The sequence below is a fragment of the Gordonia sp. i37 genome, from assembly GCF_002043085.1.
Taxonomy (GTDB): Bacteria; Actinomycetota; Actinomycetes; order Mycobacteriales; family Mycobacteriaceae; genus Gordonia; species Gordonia polyisoprenivorans.
Window position 1 is genome coordinate 1 of the sequence record NZ_MVPX01000430.1, and the last position, 15,297, is coordinate 15,297.

14 protein-coding genes are annotated in these 15,297 nt (G+C 67.9%); 10 read left to right on the forward strand and 4 right to left on the reverse strand.

Going from position 1 to position 15,297, the window contains the following annotated elements; genetic code table 11:
• Positions 1-27: 27 nt before the first annotated feature.
• From B1964_RS21180 to B1964_RS21205, 6 genes are all read left to right on the forward strand, one after another.
• Positions 28-1,197, forward strand: coding sequence for a TadA family conjugal transfer-associated ATPase (locus B1964_RS21180; protein ID WP_079931174.1), 1,170 nt, complete (start codon positions 28-30; stop codon positions 1,195-1,197).
• The gene (locus B1964_RS21185) at positions 1,194-2,027 is read left to right on the forward strand and encodes a type II secretion system F family protein (protein WP_079931175.1); all 834 of its coding nucleotides are present in this window, start codon (positions 1,194-1,196) and stop codon (positions 2,025-2,027) included. Before B1964_RS21180 ends, B1964_RS21185 begins: the two co-directional genes overlap by 4 nt.
• 43 nt (positions 2,028-2,070) lie before the next feature.
• The gene (locus B1964_RS21190) at positions 2,071-2,703 is read left to right on the forward strand and encodes a type II secretion system F family protein (RefSeq protein WP_079931176.1); all 633 of its coding nucleotides are present in this window, start codon (positions 2,071-2,073) and stop codon (positions 2,701-2,703) included.
• Positions 2,704-2,785: 82 nt separating this feature from the next.
• Positions 2,786-3,052 (forward strand): DUF4244 domain-containing protein, encoded by a 267-nt coding sequence (locus tag B1964_RS21195; RefSeq protein WP_006372346.1) that lies wholly within the window; start codon positions 2,786-2,788, stop codon positions 3,050-3,052.
• Positions 3,052-3,465: a TadE family type IV pilus minor pilin gene (locus tag B1964_RS21200; protein ID WP_006372347.1), complete on the forward strand. Its 414-nt coding sequence runs from the start codon at positions 3,052-3,054 to the stop codon at positions 3,463-3,465. Before B1964_RS21195 ends, B1964_RS21200 begins: the two co-directional genes overlap by 1 nt.
• Positions 3,466-3,467: 2 nt before the next feature.
• Positions 3,468-3,833, forward strand: a complete 366-nt coding sequence (locus tag B1964_RS21205; protein ID WP_006372348.1) for an Rv3654c family TadE-like protein — start codon at positions 3,468-3,470, stop codon at positions 3,831-3,833.
• A 17-nt stretch (positions 3,834-3,850) separates the two neighbouring features.
• Here the strand turns inward: B1964_RS21205 and B1964_RS21210 are convergent, their stop codons facing one another.
• A complete protein-coding gene (locus B1964_RS21210; protein WP_079931180.1) occupies positions 3,851-4,432 on the reverse strand; it encodes a hypothetical protein in 582 nt (193 codons plus the stop codon).
• A gap of 143 nt (positions 4,433-4,575) precedes the next feature.
• Complete coding sequence (locus B1964_RS21215) at positions 4,576-6,936, reverse strand: DEAD/DEAH box helicase (RefSeq protein ID WP_079931177.1); 2,361 nt, start codon at positions 6,934-6,936, stop codon at positions 4,576-4,578.
• Positions 6,937-7,345: 409 nt separating this feature from the next.
• On the opposite strand from B1964_RS21215, the gene B1964_RS21220 reads away from it, so the two are divergent.
• From B1964_RS21220 to topA, 3 genes are all read left to right on the forward strand, one after another.
• Entirely contained in the window at positions 7,346-7,549 is a 204-nt protein-coding gene (locus tag B1964_RS21220) for a cold-shock protein (protein WP_004022110.1), read from the forward strand.
• 156 nt (positions 7,550-7,705) lie between these two features.
• Positions 7,706-8,299 carry a hypothetical protein gene (locus B1964_RS21225; RefSeq protein WP_079931178.1) on the forward strand — a complete coding sequence of 198 codons (594 nt, stop codon included), beginning with the start codon at positions 7,706-7,708 and terminating at the stop codon, positions 8,297-8,299.
• A gap of 257 nt (positions 8,300-8,556) precedes the next feature.
• Positions 8,557-11,649 (forward strand): type I DNA topoisomerase, encoded by a 3,093-nt coding sequence (gene topA / locus B1964_RS21230; RefSeq protein WP_079931179.1) that lies wholly within the window; start codon positions 8,557-8,559, stop codon positions 11,647-11,649.
• 58 nt (positions 11,650-11,707) lie between these two features.
• On the opposite strand, the gene B1964_RS21235 is transcribed toward topA, so the two are convergent.
• Entirely contained in the window at positions 11,708-13,192 is a 1,485-nt protein-coding gene (locus B1964_RS21235; protein WP_238534911.1) for an adenylate/guanylate cyclase domain-containing protein, read from the reverse strand.
• A 171-nt stretch (positions 13,193-13,363) separates the two neighbouring features.
• Here B1964_RS21235 and B1964_RS21240 point away from each other — a divergent pair, with 171 nt between their 5' ends.
• Complete coding sequence (locus B1964_RS21240) at positions 13,364-14,647, forward strand: DNA polymerase III subunit delta' (protein ID WP_014358788.1); 1,284 nt, start codon at positions 13,364-13,366, stop codon at positions 14,645-14,647.
• 22 nt (positions 14,648-14,669) lie between these two features.
• Here B1964_RS21240 and B1964_RS31160 read toward each other — a convergent pair whose 3' ends face one another.
• Entirely contained in the window at positions 14,670-15,077 is a 408-nt protein-coding gene (locus tag B1964_RS31160; protein WP_253194108.1) for a hypothetical protein, read from the reverse strand.
• Positions 15,078-15,297: the final 220 nt, after the last annotated feature.

Consider the following 15,297-nt stretch of genomic DNA (forward strand, 5'->3'; position numbering starts at 1 on the left):
CGGGGCCGTCGGGACGGGGCGGGCCGGATGAGCGCGCACACCGACGAGGCGCTGCTGGATCGGGTGCGTTCGCGGTTGGCGTCGGAGTCGGTGGAGCCGACGGCGGCGGTGATCGCCGACGCGATACGCGCCGAGGCGGGTGGGGTGCTCGGCGACACCGATCTCCTCGCCGCGCTGCGGTACCTGCAGACCGAGTTGACCGGCGCCGGCCGGCTCGAAGAACTCCTGGCCGAGCCGGGGATCGCCGACATCCTCGTCGTCGGCCCGCACCGGGTATGGGTGGATCGGGGTGCTGGACTGGAACTCTCGGGGATCACCTTCGACGACGACGCGGCGGTCCGCAGGCTGGCCGGACGGCTGGCGTTGGGCGCAGGGCGCAGGCTCGACGACGCCCAGCCCTGGGTCGACGGGCAGTTGTCGAATGTCGGACGCCGGGGATACACGGTCCGCCTGCACGCGGTGATCCCCCCGTTGGCCGCCGACGGCACATGTTTGTCGCTGCGCGTACTACGCAGTGCCGGAATGGGTTTCGACGCGATGGTGGCCTCCGGTGCGATTCCGGCCGAGGCGGCCGAAGTCGTGGGTGAGGTGCTGCGTGCCCGGTTGTCGTTTCTGATCATCGGCGGCACCGGGTCGGGCAAGACAACGCTTCTCGGTGCGTTGATCGGACAGATGGGCGCCACCGAACGGGTCCTGTGCGTCGAGGACGCACTCGAACTGACGCCGACCCACCCGCACGTGGTGCGACTGGTGGCGCGAACGGCGAATGTCGAAGGGGCGGGCGAGGTTGCGGTACGGGTCCTGGTGCGCCAGGCGCTGCGGATGCGGCCCGACCGGATCATTCTCGGCGAGGTCCGGGGTGCGGAGGTGATCGATCTGCTGACCGCCCTGAACACCGGTCACGACGGCAGCGGCGGCACCCTGCACGCCAACTCGACCGCCGAGGTACCCGCGCGGATGGAGGCGCTCGCCGCCTTGGGTGGGATGGGCCGCGACGCCCTGCACAGCCAGCTCGCCGCAGCCGTCCACATCGTCCTCGGCGTCGCCCGCAACGTCGACGGAACGCGTGGTCTGTCCGAGATCGGTGTGCTGCGTCGCGGTGCCGATGGCCTGGTCACCGTTGTGCCGATCTGGTTGCGCAGCGTCGGATTCACTTCGCACCGAGCGCTTTTCGACGAGATGGTCGCGATCCGATGACGGTGATCCTGCTTGCCTCGGCGTGTGCGGTGCTGTGGTCGGGCGCACCGCGCGCCGCCCACCGGCTCCGGCCACTGGGCGGGCGGCACACCCGCTCCACCACGGGAGTCCCGACATTGCGACGGATCGTCGTGCCGATCGGGATCTGCGGTGCGCTGCTGGTCGGCGGTATCGCTGCGGCGGTCGCTGCGGGACTCGTGGCCGGCGTGTACGGATGGCGGGCTCATCGCCGCCGGGCCGCCGAGCAGGCGGACGCGCGACGAGATGATCTGTTGACCGCGCTGTCGCTGATGATCGCCGAGCTCTCGGTCGGTGCGCCACCCGCCCATGCCTGTGCGGCCGCTGCGGCGGAGATGTCGGCCATGGCCGGCGCTACCAGGGATGGCGTTACCGGACAGGCGGATTCGGTGGCCTCGGCGTTGTCGATGCTGGCCGGCCGCGCTGAGCTCGGCGGTGGCATCCTGATCGACCCGACCGCAGCGCACGGCGCCGACGAATCCTGGCAGCGTATCGCCGTGGCCTGGCAGACGTCGGAGGCTCACGGGCTGCCGCTGGCCGATCTGCTGGGCTCGGTGCGCTCGGATCTGTTGGCCCGCAAGGCTTTCGTCGAACGGACGCGGGCCGGAATGGCCGGTCCCCGCGCCACCGCCACTGTCCTCGCCGGACTCCCGGTCCTCGGCATCGCGCTCGGGCAGGCCACCGGTGCGCAACCGCTGTCGACCCTGCTGGGCGGTGGGCTCGGTGGAATCCTCCTCGTCGGCGGTACCGCTCTGGTCGCGAGTGGGCTGCTCTGGGCAGATAGCATCGCCGCGAAGGTGGTGGCACCGTGAGCGGCGGTCTGCGCAAGGGCGTGCTGGTCGAGAGGGAGGCCCGGTGAAGGCCGTGGCCGTGCTCCTGGTGGCCGTCGCCTGTTGGATCTGGCCGGCCGCGCGATGGCGTCTCCACCGGGTGATCGATCTGCCCGCACCGCCTACCCGGGAACCACGATTCCTCGGGGTGGGTGACCCCGGGGCGGATCCGTTCGCCACCGCGGCCGCACTGGACCTGCTCGCGGTGTGCCTGCGCGCCGGACTGCCGGTGGCGCAGGCGATCCGGGTCGCGGCGTCGAGTGCGCCGCCGTCCCTGGCGCGGCCGTTGACCTCGACCGCCGAGCTCCTCGAACTCGGCGCCGACCCGGACCGGGCCTGGGCTGCTCCCGAGGTGTCGCCGGATGCCCGGCGACGTCGGCGGCGGGCACCGTCGACCGACCTCGGCGCAGACTGTTTCGCGGATCTGACGATGCTCGCCCGACGGTCGGCGCGAGCCGGGTCGGCGCTGGCCGACGGGGTCGGCGAACTCGCCGAACAGGTCCGCCGGCGTGCCCACGACGAAGCGCTGGCCCGCGCCGAGCGGGCCGGGGTGATGGTCAGCGGGCCATTGGGCTTGTGCTTCCTGCCGGCCTTCATCTGCCTGGGCATCGTTCCCGTGGTCATCGGCCTCGCGTCGCAGACCCTGGGAGGTCTGTAGAAAAAACATGCGCCGGGAGGGAGCCAAATCGCCACCCGCTGCGTCCAATTACCGCAACGTTCGAACCCTGAAAGGAAAAACCATGTCACACACCGTGAATCAAAGCTCTCCCGACCACGCCGACCCCATCGAGAATCCGCGCGGCTTGCGCGCTGCCGGCGATTGGCTGAACGCTCAAACGCTGCGCCTGATCAGCGACGAGGAGGGGATGAGCACTGCCGAATACGCCATCGGCACCATCGCGGCAGCGGCGTTCGGTGCGATCCTCTACACCGTCGTCACCGGCAACGACATCGTTTCCGCACTCACCGGGATCATCAACAAGGCCCTCAACACCTCGGTGAGCTGATGGGCGCGCGGCGTCGGGGCGTGGCGCGACGTGGCGTGCTGCGACATGTCGTGGACGATGACGCGGGCATGGTCACCGTCGAGGCGGCGTATGCGATTGCGGCGATCGTGGCGGTCCTGATCCTGGGCATCGGGGCGATCGGTGCGGTGATCGCCGAGATCCGGTGCACCGACGCCGCACGTGAGGTCGCGCGGTTGACCGCAGCCGGTGACGCGGGGGCGCGGGCCGCCGGAGCCCGGCTGGTCGGCGCCGACGCGACCATCACGGTGAGCGAGCAGGGCGGCAAGGTCGTCGTCTCGGTCACCGACCGGGTGCTCTCGCTGCCCGGGTTGACGATGTCGGCCCGGGCGGTGGCGGCGAAGGAGCCGGACGGCTCCGATCAAGTCGACATCGCGCCGGGGGTGACGCCGTGAAAATGCTAGTGCGCCTTGCCCGTGATGATCGTGGCTATGCCACCGTCGCCGCGGCCGGGGTCATCGTCGGGGTGGTGTCGGTCCTGGTGATGGTGGTCTACGTCGGTGCGGCGGTGATCGCCCGACACCGGGCGCAGTCGGCCGCCGACCTCGCGGCCCTCGCCGCCGCCATCGATCACGTCTCCGGTGACGCAGATGCGTGCGCAACCGCCCGGGAGGTGATCGACGATCAGCGTTCGGCGGTGGTGCTGCGTCGGTGTCGTACCGACGGCACCGACGTCGTCGTCGAGGTCGGCGTGCCGATCACGCTGGGGCTCTTCGGTTCTCGCGACGCGTCCGCGGCGGCGCGGGCGGGTCCGGCGGAGTGAACCAACCCCGAAGTGTCCTAACCGATGGCGTCGTCGCCGACGATGATCCGCTTCGGGTACACGCGCACCGAATGCATCGGCGCGAACCACACCTGACCGAAATACACCGACGTATCGCCGCGGTAGGCCAGTTCCAGGACGCCGTCGCCGTACGCGGTGCGGATTCGCGGGCGCACCGCGGTGACGAACGGTGCCCAGTGCACCACCTCACCCTCGGTGAGGAAGCCGCCCGCAGCTGCCCAGGTATCACCCGAGGAGCCCTCGGAGATCGCGAGGTACACCTCGCCGAGTGACGGGCTGATCCGGGGCCCGACCATGGCGCTCTGCAGATACCACTGGGCGGTATCGGCCACGGCCGGGTTCTCCAGGCTGGCCGACGCCCACGCGTAGTGGATGTCGAGCGCGTCGAGTGCCTCGGCCTCCGAGAAGAAGACGTCGCTCTCACCGATCGTCGACGGCATCCGGTCGGGTTCCTGGGTGGGGCGGGCGAGCAGGAAGTACACCGGGCACGGCCGCAGGATCGTGCCCTGCGCCCTGGTGTGTCCGGCGTCCCGGTCGAGCCCGGCATCCCCGTCCTGCCCGGCATCGCTGTCCTGCATTGGTCGATTATCGCCGAGAAACGAGGGTTTGGTTCCCTCCGACACGGAATTCACCGAGACGCCTTGATGATTCACGTGGGCGAAGGCTGGGGGCCGAGGCGCTGACCTGCGTCGACGATGCCCGGATGAGCCCAGGTGACGTCTCACCCCTCGAGCAACGCGGACAGCAGCGACAAGGTGGTGATCGCTCCGGCCTTGTCGAGGGGGTCGTTTCCGTTCCCGCACTTGGGGGACTGCACACAGGACGGGCAGCCGCTCTCGCAGCCACAGTCGGCGACGGCGTCTCGGGTGGCGGCGATCCAGGCGGCGAATTCGGTGTAGCCGCGTTCGGCGAACCCCGCGCCGCCCAGATAGCCGTCGTATACGAACACCGTGGGCAATCCGGTGTCGGGGTGCAGGTTGGTCGAGAGCCCGCCGATGTCCCAGCGGTCGCACGTCGCGATCAGCGGTAGGAGACCGATGGCGGCGTGTTCGGCGGCGTGCAGCGAGCCGGGCAGTCGGGTCGCGTCGATCCCCCCGGCAGCGAGTACCTCGGGCGGCAGCGTGTACATCACCGCGCGGGTGTGCAGTGTCTGACGTGGCATGTCGAGTTCGACGGCGTCGAGCACCTCGCCGGAGAGCAGCGTGCGCAGATAGCCGACGACCTGGTGGGTGACGTCGACGTCGACCAACGCGGTGTGCAGCGCCCCGTGATCGGTGGCGGCGATGACGTCGGTGATGGTGATCTCGGTGGTTTCCCGGGCCGAGGTCGTCCAGTCCGGCTCCTCCGGGTGGGCGAGCGCCAGTCCATCGTCGAGGTCGAGTTCGTCGACGACGTAGGTGCGGCCCTGATGGATGTGCACGGCACCGGGATGCACGGTGGCCGGGGCGCGTCCGGCGTCGACGGTGCCGAGCAACTCCGAGGTGGTCGCGTCGACGATCAGGACCTGTCCGCCGATGCCACCGCGAATGTCGATGTCGCCGTGCGGATCCACCCCGGGCGCGGCATACCAACCGGCCTTGCGCCTGCGCAGCAGCCCCTGCGCAGCGAGGTCGGCGACCAGCTCGCCGGCGCGCCATTGCTCGATCTCGGCGTCCTGCAACGGGAATTCGGTTGCCGCACAGAGTAGGTGGGGGCCAAGAATATAGCGGTTGGTCGGGTCGATGACCGGCGCCTCGACCGGTGTGCCCAGCAGTGCCTGCGGGTGATGGACCAGATAGGTGTCGAGCGGATCGTCACGGGCGACGAGCACCACGAGCGCGTCGCCCGAGGTGCGCTGACGACCGGCGCGCCCGGCCTGCTGCCAGAAGGATGCGACGGTGCCCGGGTACCCGGCGATGATGACCGCGTCGAGGCCGCTGATGTCCACGCCGAGCTCGAGTGCGTTGGTGGTCGCCACGCCGACGAGTTCGCCGGAGGAGATGGCCTGTTCGAGTTTGCGTCGGTCGTCGGCAAGATACCCGGCGCGATACGCCGCCACCTTGTCGGCGAGCTCGGGGGCGCTGTGCGCCAACAGATCACGGGCTCCCAGCGCGGTGATCTCCACACCGCGCCGACTGCGCCCGAAGCACAGTGTGCGTGCGCCCTCGATGACGAAATCGGCGAGCAGTCTTGAGGATTCGGCCCCCGCGGACCGGCGCACCGGTGCGCCGTTCTCGCCGCTGATCCCCGGCACGAAATCGGGCTCCCACAGGGCGATGGTGCGTTCGCCGCGCGGCGAACCGTCCTCGGTCACCCCGACCGCCGGTTCGCCGATGAGCCGGGACAGCGCGGCGGCCGGGTCGGCGACGGTGGCGCTGGCCGCGATCACCGTCGGATTCGATCCGCACGCTCGTGCCAGTCGCAACAACCGTCGCAGGACCAGCGCCGTGTGTGACCCGAACACCCCACGGTAGTGGTGACATTCGTCGATCACGATGTATCGCAGGTTCCGGAAGAATTGCCGCCATTGCCCACGCATCGGCCCGGTGGACGAGCCGCCACCACCGGAGAGCACGCCGGTGAGTATCCCGATGTGCAGCATGTCGGGATTGGTGAAGATCCACCGGGAATGCGTGCGCGCCCAATGCCGGATGTCCGGATCGGTGTCGCCGTCGTAGGCGCACGGCGCAAGGTGTGCAAAGGGTCCGCGCCCGGCAGTCAGTGCGGAGACCGCCCGGATCTGGTCGGCGCCGAGAGCTTTGGTGGGCGCCAAATACAGTGCAGTGGAGTGTGGTTCGGCGAGCAGTGCATTCAGGATCGGTAATTGGTAGGCCAACGACTTTCCTGATGCGGTGCCCGTGGAAATGGACACATGCCGACCAGAGTGTGCATGTTCGGCTGCGGCTGCCTGATGAATCCATGGTTTCGTGATGCCGTTCGCCTCGAATGCCTCTCGCACGTTCTCGTCGACCCATTCCGGCCAGTCGGTGAAAGTCGCTGTGCGCGATGGGATGACGGACAGGTGCGTGATAGGACCAGAGTCCGCTTCGGTACCGGCGAGGGAACGGCGGAGGAGTTCGGTTCCGAAGGTGTGCAGGCTCATAACTCTTTGTTGTCGTCTGTGTGTCGCGCGGTGTCGAAGGTGGTTCTCGTGCTCCGCGACGGGAATTCGAGACCGGATCGATATGTGGCGCTCTGGCGCGACGTCCGTGCAGATGTTACTGCCTGATGTCAATCGGTTGAAATCGTCCACATTTTCGTTCCCACTGGTTCCTGTGACTATCGCATCGGTGCCAGACGTGATTCACTATGTGCGGCCGCAGCTTCTTCCGATGCATCGTCACTGCGGTGATCGGGGGAATCGGGTTGCAGCCGTGGTACTGAGTTTTTCCCTCACCGAACCGCGTCCACGGTTCACCGGGGTTTCTTCGAGGTATGGCGGTCAGAACCGGCCACGGTGCGAGTACATCTCGTATCGGAGTCAGATCGAATGAATGTGAAGGATTGCAGTAATGGCACAGGGAACTGTGAAGTGGTTCAACGCGGAAAAGGGCTTCGGCTTCATCGCTCCTGACGAGGGGTCCGACGACGTGTTCGTCCACTACTCCGAGATCCAGGGATCCGGTTTCCGCACCCTCGAAGAGAACCAGCGTGTCGAGTTCGAGGTCGGGCAGGGCACGAAGGGCCCACAGGCGACGGGCGTCCGCGCCGTCTGAGAGACGACCTCGCGGCAACGCGAAGAGGTTTGTCTTAACCGCTCCCGGTCTGGTCATCCAGGCCGGGAGCGGTTTTCTCTGCCTGGCCCCGGAAGTCATGCGACCCGTGTGGCGGGCGAGGCCGATGGTGCCGCGCAGCGCAGTAGTCTCATATCCGTGGGTCAGTTGGCGTTCTTCTCGGCAGAGACCGACGAACCGGCGATCGACGACCTGGCGGGTCTGCTCGCCGGTCCCGGTCAGTCGGCGCCGGTGTATGCCGGGGCGGACCCGATCGGTACGCGCGTGTCGGTCATCGTCGCCGAACGATGGCGCGCCGACGCCATCGTCGCGCAGGTGCGGACGGTCGGGCTCGACGCCGAGGTCATCACGTCCGACGAGGGCAATCCGTTGGCGCGCACCGCGCCGAGCCCGCGTCTCGATGAACTGCACCGCCGCTGGTCGACGGGCGCGGTCAAGACGATGCCCACCGCGTGGGTCCCGACACCGCATGCGTTGCGGTTCTGGGTGCTGGCAGCCGGCCGCACCGATCCGACCGGGCAGTATCTCCTCGGGCTCGATGCGCACTGCCCGGATTCGCATCCGGTGCTGGCCACCGCGTTGATGCGGGTCGGTATCGCGCCGACCTTCGTCGGCAACCGGATCGGGGCGCCTGCGCTTCGGGTGGGGCGTCGCCGGCTGGCGCGGTTGGCCGAGTACGTCGGCCCGCCGCCACCCGGTGCGACGGCTCGCGAGTGGCCCGGTGCCGGCTGATCGCCGAGGTGCCCGCGATCGTCGTGTCCTCGTATCGGGTGACACCGATGACGCCGAAATGTGATGCATGCTTCACAACCGTCTGACCAGCTGATTCATCGAAAGAATTCGAGATGTCCGGTCCTTTGGGTATACCTTGCCGGGAATTCGGATGTGCAATAGGCGCTATCTATAAGGTACAAACCCACTGAACGAACAAGAGCGGCTCCGGGCACAATCATCCGCCCGAAGACCGACTCGATAGCGAAGGACCCCCGTTGGCCGAGACCAGCACCACAAGCCCCACGAGCGGCAAAGCGATCCGACGACTCGTGATCGTCGAGTCGCCCACCAAGGCGCGCAAGATCGCCGGGTACCTGGGGTCGAACTATGTGGTCGAGTCCTCCCGTGGACACATCCGGGACCTGCCGCGCGGCGCCGCGGACGTCCCGGCCAAGTACAAGGGCCAGTCCTGGGCGCGGCTCGGTGTGAACGTCGACGAGAACTTCGAGCCGCTCTACGTCGTCTCGCCCGACAAGAAGTCGACGGTCACCGAACTCAAGTCGCTGATGCGCGATGTCGACGAGCTCTATCTCGCCACCGACGGTGACCGCGAGGGGGAGGCGATCGCCTGGCACCTGCTCGAGACGCTCAAGCCGAAGATCCCGGTCAAGCGGATGGTGTTCCACGAGATCACCGAGCCGGCGATCCGCGCGGCCGCGGAGAACCCCCGCGACCTCGACATCGATCTCGTCGATGCCCAGGAGACCCGCCGCATCCTCGACCGTCTCTACGGCTACGAGGTCTCCCCGGTGCTGTGGAAGAAGGTCATGCCGAAGCTGTCGGCGGGCCGTGTGCAGTCGGTGGCCACCCGCATCATCGTCGAGCGTGAACGAGAGCGCATGGCGTTCGTCTCCGCGGAGTACTGGGACATCGACGCCACCATGAACGCCGGCGGGTCGCAGGAGGACGAATCCAATCCGCGCAGCTTCTCCGCGCGCCTGGTCAACGTCGACGACGCGCGCGTCGCGACCGGCCGTGATTTCACCCCGAAGGGCTTGCTGAAGAAGGCCGACGGCGTCATCGTCCTCGACGAGTCCCGGGCCACCGCGCTGGCCGGCGCCCTCGACGGCGCCGCCATGACCGTCACCTCGGTCGAGGAGAAGCCCTACACCCGACGTCCGTACGCGCCGTTCATGACCTCGACGCTGCAGCAGGAAGCCGGCCGCAAGCTGCGGTTCTCCTCCGACCGCACCATGCGCATCGCGCAGCGCCTGTACGAGAACGGCTTCATCACCTACATGCGTACCGACTCGACGACGCTGAGCGAGTCGGCCATCAACGCCGCTCGCACGCAGGCGCGAGAGCTGTACGGCGACAACTTCGTTCACCCGACCCCGCGGCAGTACACGCGAAAGGTCAAGAACGCCCAGGAAGCTCACGAGGCGATCCGCCCGGCCGGCGAGACATTTCGCACGCCCGGCCAGGTCGCCGGGCAGCTCGAGACCGACGAATTCCGTCTCTACGAACTGATCTGGCAGCGCACGGTGGCCAGCCAGATGGCCGACGCCAAGGGCACCACCCTGAGCCTGCGCATCACCGGAACCGCCACCAGCGGCGAGGAATGCACCTTCGCCGCGTCCGGGCGCACGATCACCTTCCCGGGCTTCTTGTCGGCCTACGTCGAGACCGTTGACGATCAGGCGGGTGGCCAGGCCGACGACGCCGAGAACCGCCTGCCGCAGCTGACCGAGGGCCAGTCGTTGACCGCCTCGGAGCTGCGTGCCGACGGCCACTCCACCAACCCGCCCGCCCGCTTCACCGAGGCGTCGCTGGTGAAGGTGCTCGAGGAGCTCGGCATCGGTCGCCCGTCGACCTATGCCTCGATCATCGGCACCATCCAGGACCGCGGCTACGTGGTCAAGAAGGGCAACGCGCTGGTGCCCTCGTGGATCGCGTTCGCCGTCGTCGGCTTGCTGGAGGCCTACTTCGAGAGCCTCGTCGACTACGACTTCACCGCGTCGCTCGAGGATGATCTCGATCAGATCGCCAATGGTCAGGAGAACCGCACCCGGTGGCTCACCGAGTTCTACTTCGGTGATTCGGCCGCGAATGCCGAGCATGACGCGGAAATAGCCGGCTCGGAAATCGCCAAGCACGGGGGGTTGAAAAAGCTCGTCGGGGTCAATCTCGAGGAGATCGACGCCCGCGAGGTCAACTCGATCCGCCTGTTCGACGATGAGCAGGGCCGACCGGTCTACGTGCGCGTCGGACGATTCGGTCCGTACCTCGAACGTAACGTCGCCGCGAGCGCCGACGCCGAACCGGACCTGCAGCGGGCCAACCTGCCCGCCGACATGACCCCTGACGAGCTCACCCTCGCCGTGGCGGAGAAGCTGTTCTCCACCCCGCAGGAGGGACGCACACTCGGCACCGATCCGGTGACCGGGCACGAAATCGTGGTCAAGGAGGGCAGATTCGGTCCGTACGTGACCGAGATCCTGCCCGCCGAGGAAGACGGTGACGATTCCGGCTCGGCCGGCGCGCCGGCGACGATCCCGGCCGGGCCCACCCCGCGTGACGGTGGTGGCGCCGGTGACGGTGAGGTCGTCCCGCTCGACGACACCCCGGCGGACACGGGCGGGTCGACCTCCGGCGGTTCGACGGCCACCAAGACCGCTGCCAAGAAGGCGGTCGCCAAGAAGGCCGCTGCGAAGAAGACCGCCAAGAAGGCCGCGGGCCCCAAGCCGCGGACCGGATCGCTGTTCAAGACCATGGACATCTCCACCGTCACGCTCGACGACGCGCTGAAGCTGCTGTCGTTGCCGCGCGTGGTCGGCGTCGATCCGGCGTCGAACGAGGAGATCACCGCCCAGAACGGCCGCTACGGCCCGTATTTGAAGAAGGGCACCGACTCGCGGTCGCTGACCAGCGAGGATCAGTTGTTCAGCATCACCCTCGACGAGGCCCTCAAGATCTACTCCGAGCCCAAGCGTCGAGGCCGGGCCGCTGCCGCTCCGCCGCTGCGTGAACTCGGCAAGAACGACGAGGTCAGCGGACAGCCGATGGTGATCAAGGACGGCCGTTTCGGCCCGTACGTCACCGACGGCGAAACCAACGCCAGCCTGCGCAAGGGCGACGAGGTCGCCTCCATCACCCCTGAGCGGGCGATGGAGTTGCTCGCGGACCGCCGAGCACGCGGACCCGCCAAGAAGGCCACCAAGAAGGCCGCGAAGAAGACGCCGGCCAAGAAGACCGCCGCCAAGAAAACGGCGGCGAAGAAGACGGCAGCCAAGAAGACCACCGCAAAGAAGACTGCTGCCAGGAAGACTGCGGCCAAGAAGACGGCACCTGACGCGTCGGAGGACTGAGAGGACTGAGGGGTCCGAATCCGGCCCCGGCCGAATGTACGTGCTCAGGCGAGGCTACTCAGGGCACCTCGGTGACCGGGATCGGGCTGGTGTTCATCGGGTCGACGTGCGGGCGCGCCAGCAGGGTCTCGATGCCGCGTCCGCGCAGTTCGACGCCTTCGCCGATCTCCCAATACTCGGCCTCCTCGTGCGAGGCCAGGAACACCGCACGCGCCGATCCGAGTACACGTGTCGGCTCGTCCTTGGCGAGTTCGGTGAGGCGGGCGGCCTCGTTGACCGGGTCGCCGATGACGGTGTACTCCAGGCGCTGTTCGGACCCGATGTGCCCGGCGATCGCCTTGCCCGCCGACACCCCGATGCCGATGTCGGTGTCGCCGAGGGTCCGGTAGAGCTCGATGCGCAGCTCGCGTGCCGATGCCAGTGCGCGACCGGCGAAGTCCTCGAGGTCCAGGGGCGCACCGAAGATCGCGAGCGCGGCATCACCCTGGAATTTGTTGACGAAGCCGCCGTGCCTACCGACCACCGCCACCACGACGCGGAAGAACTCGTTGAGCATGTCGACGACCTCCCGCGGGGGCCGGTTCACCGCCAGGCGCGTCGAGCCGACGATGTCGACGAACAGCACTCCCACATAGCGTTCCTCGCCGCCGAGTTCGGTGCCGATCTCGATGGCCCGGCGCGCGACGTCCTCACCGACGTAGCGGCCGAACAGGTTGCGCAACTGCTGGCGTTCGCGCAGGTCGGCCACCATGTCGTTGAAACCGGCCTGCAGCAGGCCGAGGTCGGATCCGTCGTAGATCTTCACCGCGGCGTTGAGATCGCCCGCGGACACCTTCGACTGTGCACGGCGCAATTGTTTGATCGGGTCGTTGATCGCCGCGACCACCCGCACGATCGCGAGCAGGCTGAAAGCCAACGACGCCAACGCCATCCACAGGATCGGTCGTTGCAGCCCGGCGGCGTCGGTCTCGATGAAGTTCAGCCGCTGCATCGTGATCAGGCCGACGATGACCAGCATCGGGGCGACCACACTGATCACCCAGAACACGGTGATGCGGGTGGTGACCCCCGGTGCGATCGCGTTGTCGGGGTTGTTGGCCATCGCCGCGACGGTGATCGGCCGCAGCACCTTCTCGAACTGCAGGAAGCTCAGCACGCAGGTCACCAGTGCGCCGATGAAGCTGGCCATCGCGACGATGAACGCATCCCGGTGCGAGACAGTCAGATTCACGCAGGTGAACAGGATGCCGCCGACCAGCCACATGCCGACGTTGACCGCCGAGAGCAGCATCGGCAGTTGTAACGCCCGCCGCCGGGCGCCCTCGTTGTCCAGGCGGGTGCGGCGCCGATGCCAGATCAGCACCGGCAACGACAGTTGGATACTGAAGACCGCGCCGACGATCATGGCGACCACGAGGTAGGCGGCGAAGATCGCCTGATTGAGGGTGGTGATCTCGTCGAAGCGGAACGAGTCGCTCGCGGGCATCCCGAACCGCAGGAACGCGAAGGTGAACAACGCGCCGACCAGGTTGGCACGCAGCATGTCGAGCGCAAGAATCGGCCACGGGGTGCGGATCAGCCACTTCCCCGTGTGCAGGGCTTTTGACACCCACGACCGACGCTCAATCACGTCAACCACGGTAGCTGGCTGCTTGCAATTGTTAAACGCGGTCGACGAATCGGACGTGTCCGACGTGCGGTTTAGGGTGAGGGTGTGACAAATGTCTTCGACCGGATGATCGGGCAAACGGCGGTGATCGCCGACCTGCGTGACGCCGCCCGCGCGGCACGTGGCCTGGCGAATCGACTCGACGAGCACGCCGCCGGCGCCGTGTCGATGTTCGGCGAGGCCGACGGCAACGAGGATCTCGGCGATCCGGCGCGGTCGTCGATGACCCACGCCTGGTTGTTCACCGGACCGCCCGGCAGCGGCCGGTCGGTGGCCGCGACCTGTTTCGCCGCGGCACTGCAATGTCAGGACCCCGAGGTCATTGGCTGCGGCGAGTGCCGCGCCTGTTCGACGGTGATGGCGCAGACCCACGCCGACGTCCGCAACATCGTGCCGCAGGGGTTGAGCCTGTCGGTGGACTCGATGCGTGAGATCGTGCAGGTCGCCTCGCGTCGTCCGGGCACGGGCCGCTGGCAGATCGTGATCGTCGAGGACGCCGATCGGCTCACCGAGCAGGCCGCGAATGCGCTGCTGAAGGTTGTCGAGGAACCGCCGTCGCGGACGGTATTCCTGCTGTGCGCCCCGTCGGTCGATCCCGAGGACATCTCGGTCACGCTGCGCTCGCGGTGCCGTCACGTCGCCTTGACCACGCCGTCGACCGCCGACATCGAGCGCGTGCTCGTCGATCGCGACGGCATCGACGCCGAGGCGGCCCGCTGGGCGGCGTCGGTCTGTGGCGGCCACATCGGGCGCGCGAAGCGCCTGGCCACCGACCCCGACGCCCGCGCACAACGGGAATCGGCGCTCGGGATCGCGCGGGCGGCCACCCGAGACTCGACGGCGTACAAGGCGGCCGAGGATCTCGTGCGCTCGGCCGAGACCGCGGCCAAGGCGATCAGTGCCGAACTCGACGAGGCCGAGACCGAGGAACTCAAGACCGCCCTCGGTGCCGGCGGGACCGGCAAGGGCACCGCCCGTGCGCCACGCGGGAGCGCCGGGGCACTGAAAGAACTGGAGAGGCGCCAGAAGTCACGCGCCACACGGGTCGGTCGTGACGTCCTCGATCGGGCTCTGGTCGACCTTGCCGCCCTCTATCGCGACGCTCTGGTACTGTCGATGGGCGCCCAGGTGACCGCGATGCACCCCGACAAGACCGACGACACCACGCGGCCGATGGCCTCGTATGCCAGTCCCGAACAGTTGTTGCGATGCGTGGAGGCGGTGCTCGAATGCCGCGAGGCGCTCGACGTCAACGTCAAACCCAAGTTCGCCGTCGATGCGATGGTCGCACGGATCGGGCTGGCGATGCGTGCGACCGAACGGGTGTGAGTCCGCGCGATCGGGCCCTCGCTCAGACGTCGCCGTTGCGCTTGGCGAGTTCGCGGACCCGGTTGAGTTCGGAGATGTTGCCGAAGATCGCGATCCAGTTGTAGGCGAGACACGAGATGATGCCCCACCAGCCCAGCGTGAGGCAGTGCGTCTGTGCCGCCCAGAAGGCCTTGCGGATCTCGGGCCAGGTGCCGACCGTCTGTGTGGGGCTGGTCAGCGCCAAGACCACCATCCCGGTGTGCCGCTTGAAGACCGCGCGGTACGCGCCCGATGGTGCAGCGCGGTACGCGCCCGGCGGGTGGGGCTGACCTGCGTACGGCCCGGCATACGGTTGCTGCGGGTATGGCTGTGGTTGCGGGTACGGCTGTGGCGGACCCGCGTACGGCTGTTGCGGATACGGCTGGCCCGGATGGTGCTGCGGTGCGTTCATCGTTCCCCTCCTGCTGATTCCCCTCCTACTGCGACGGCTCACACGCTAGGGCACGGGGACCTGAATACGGGGCGTGCGTCGTTCAGGTGGACGAACTCGGTTACGCGTCGGTAACCCGACAGAAACGACGCCCTCCTAATGTGGCGTCGCATGGTTCCCGCCACGCCGCGCCCACCCGGCACCGGACTCGACATCACCGGACTCACCAAGGAATTCACCA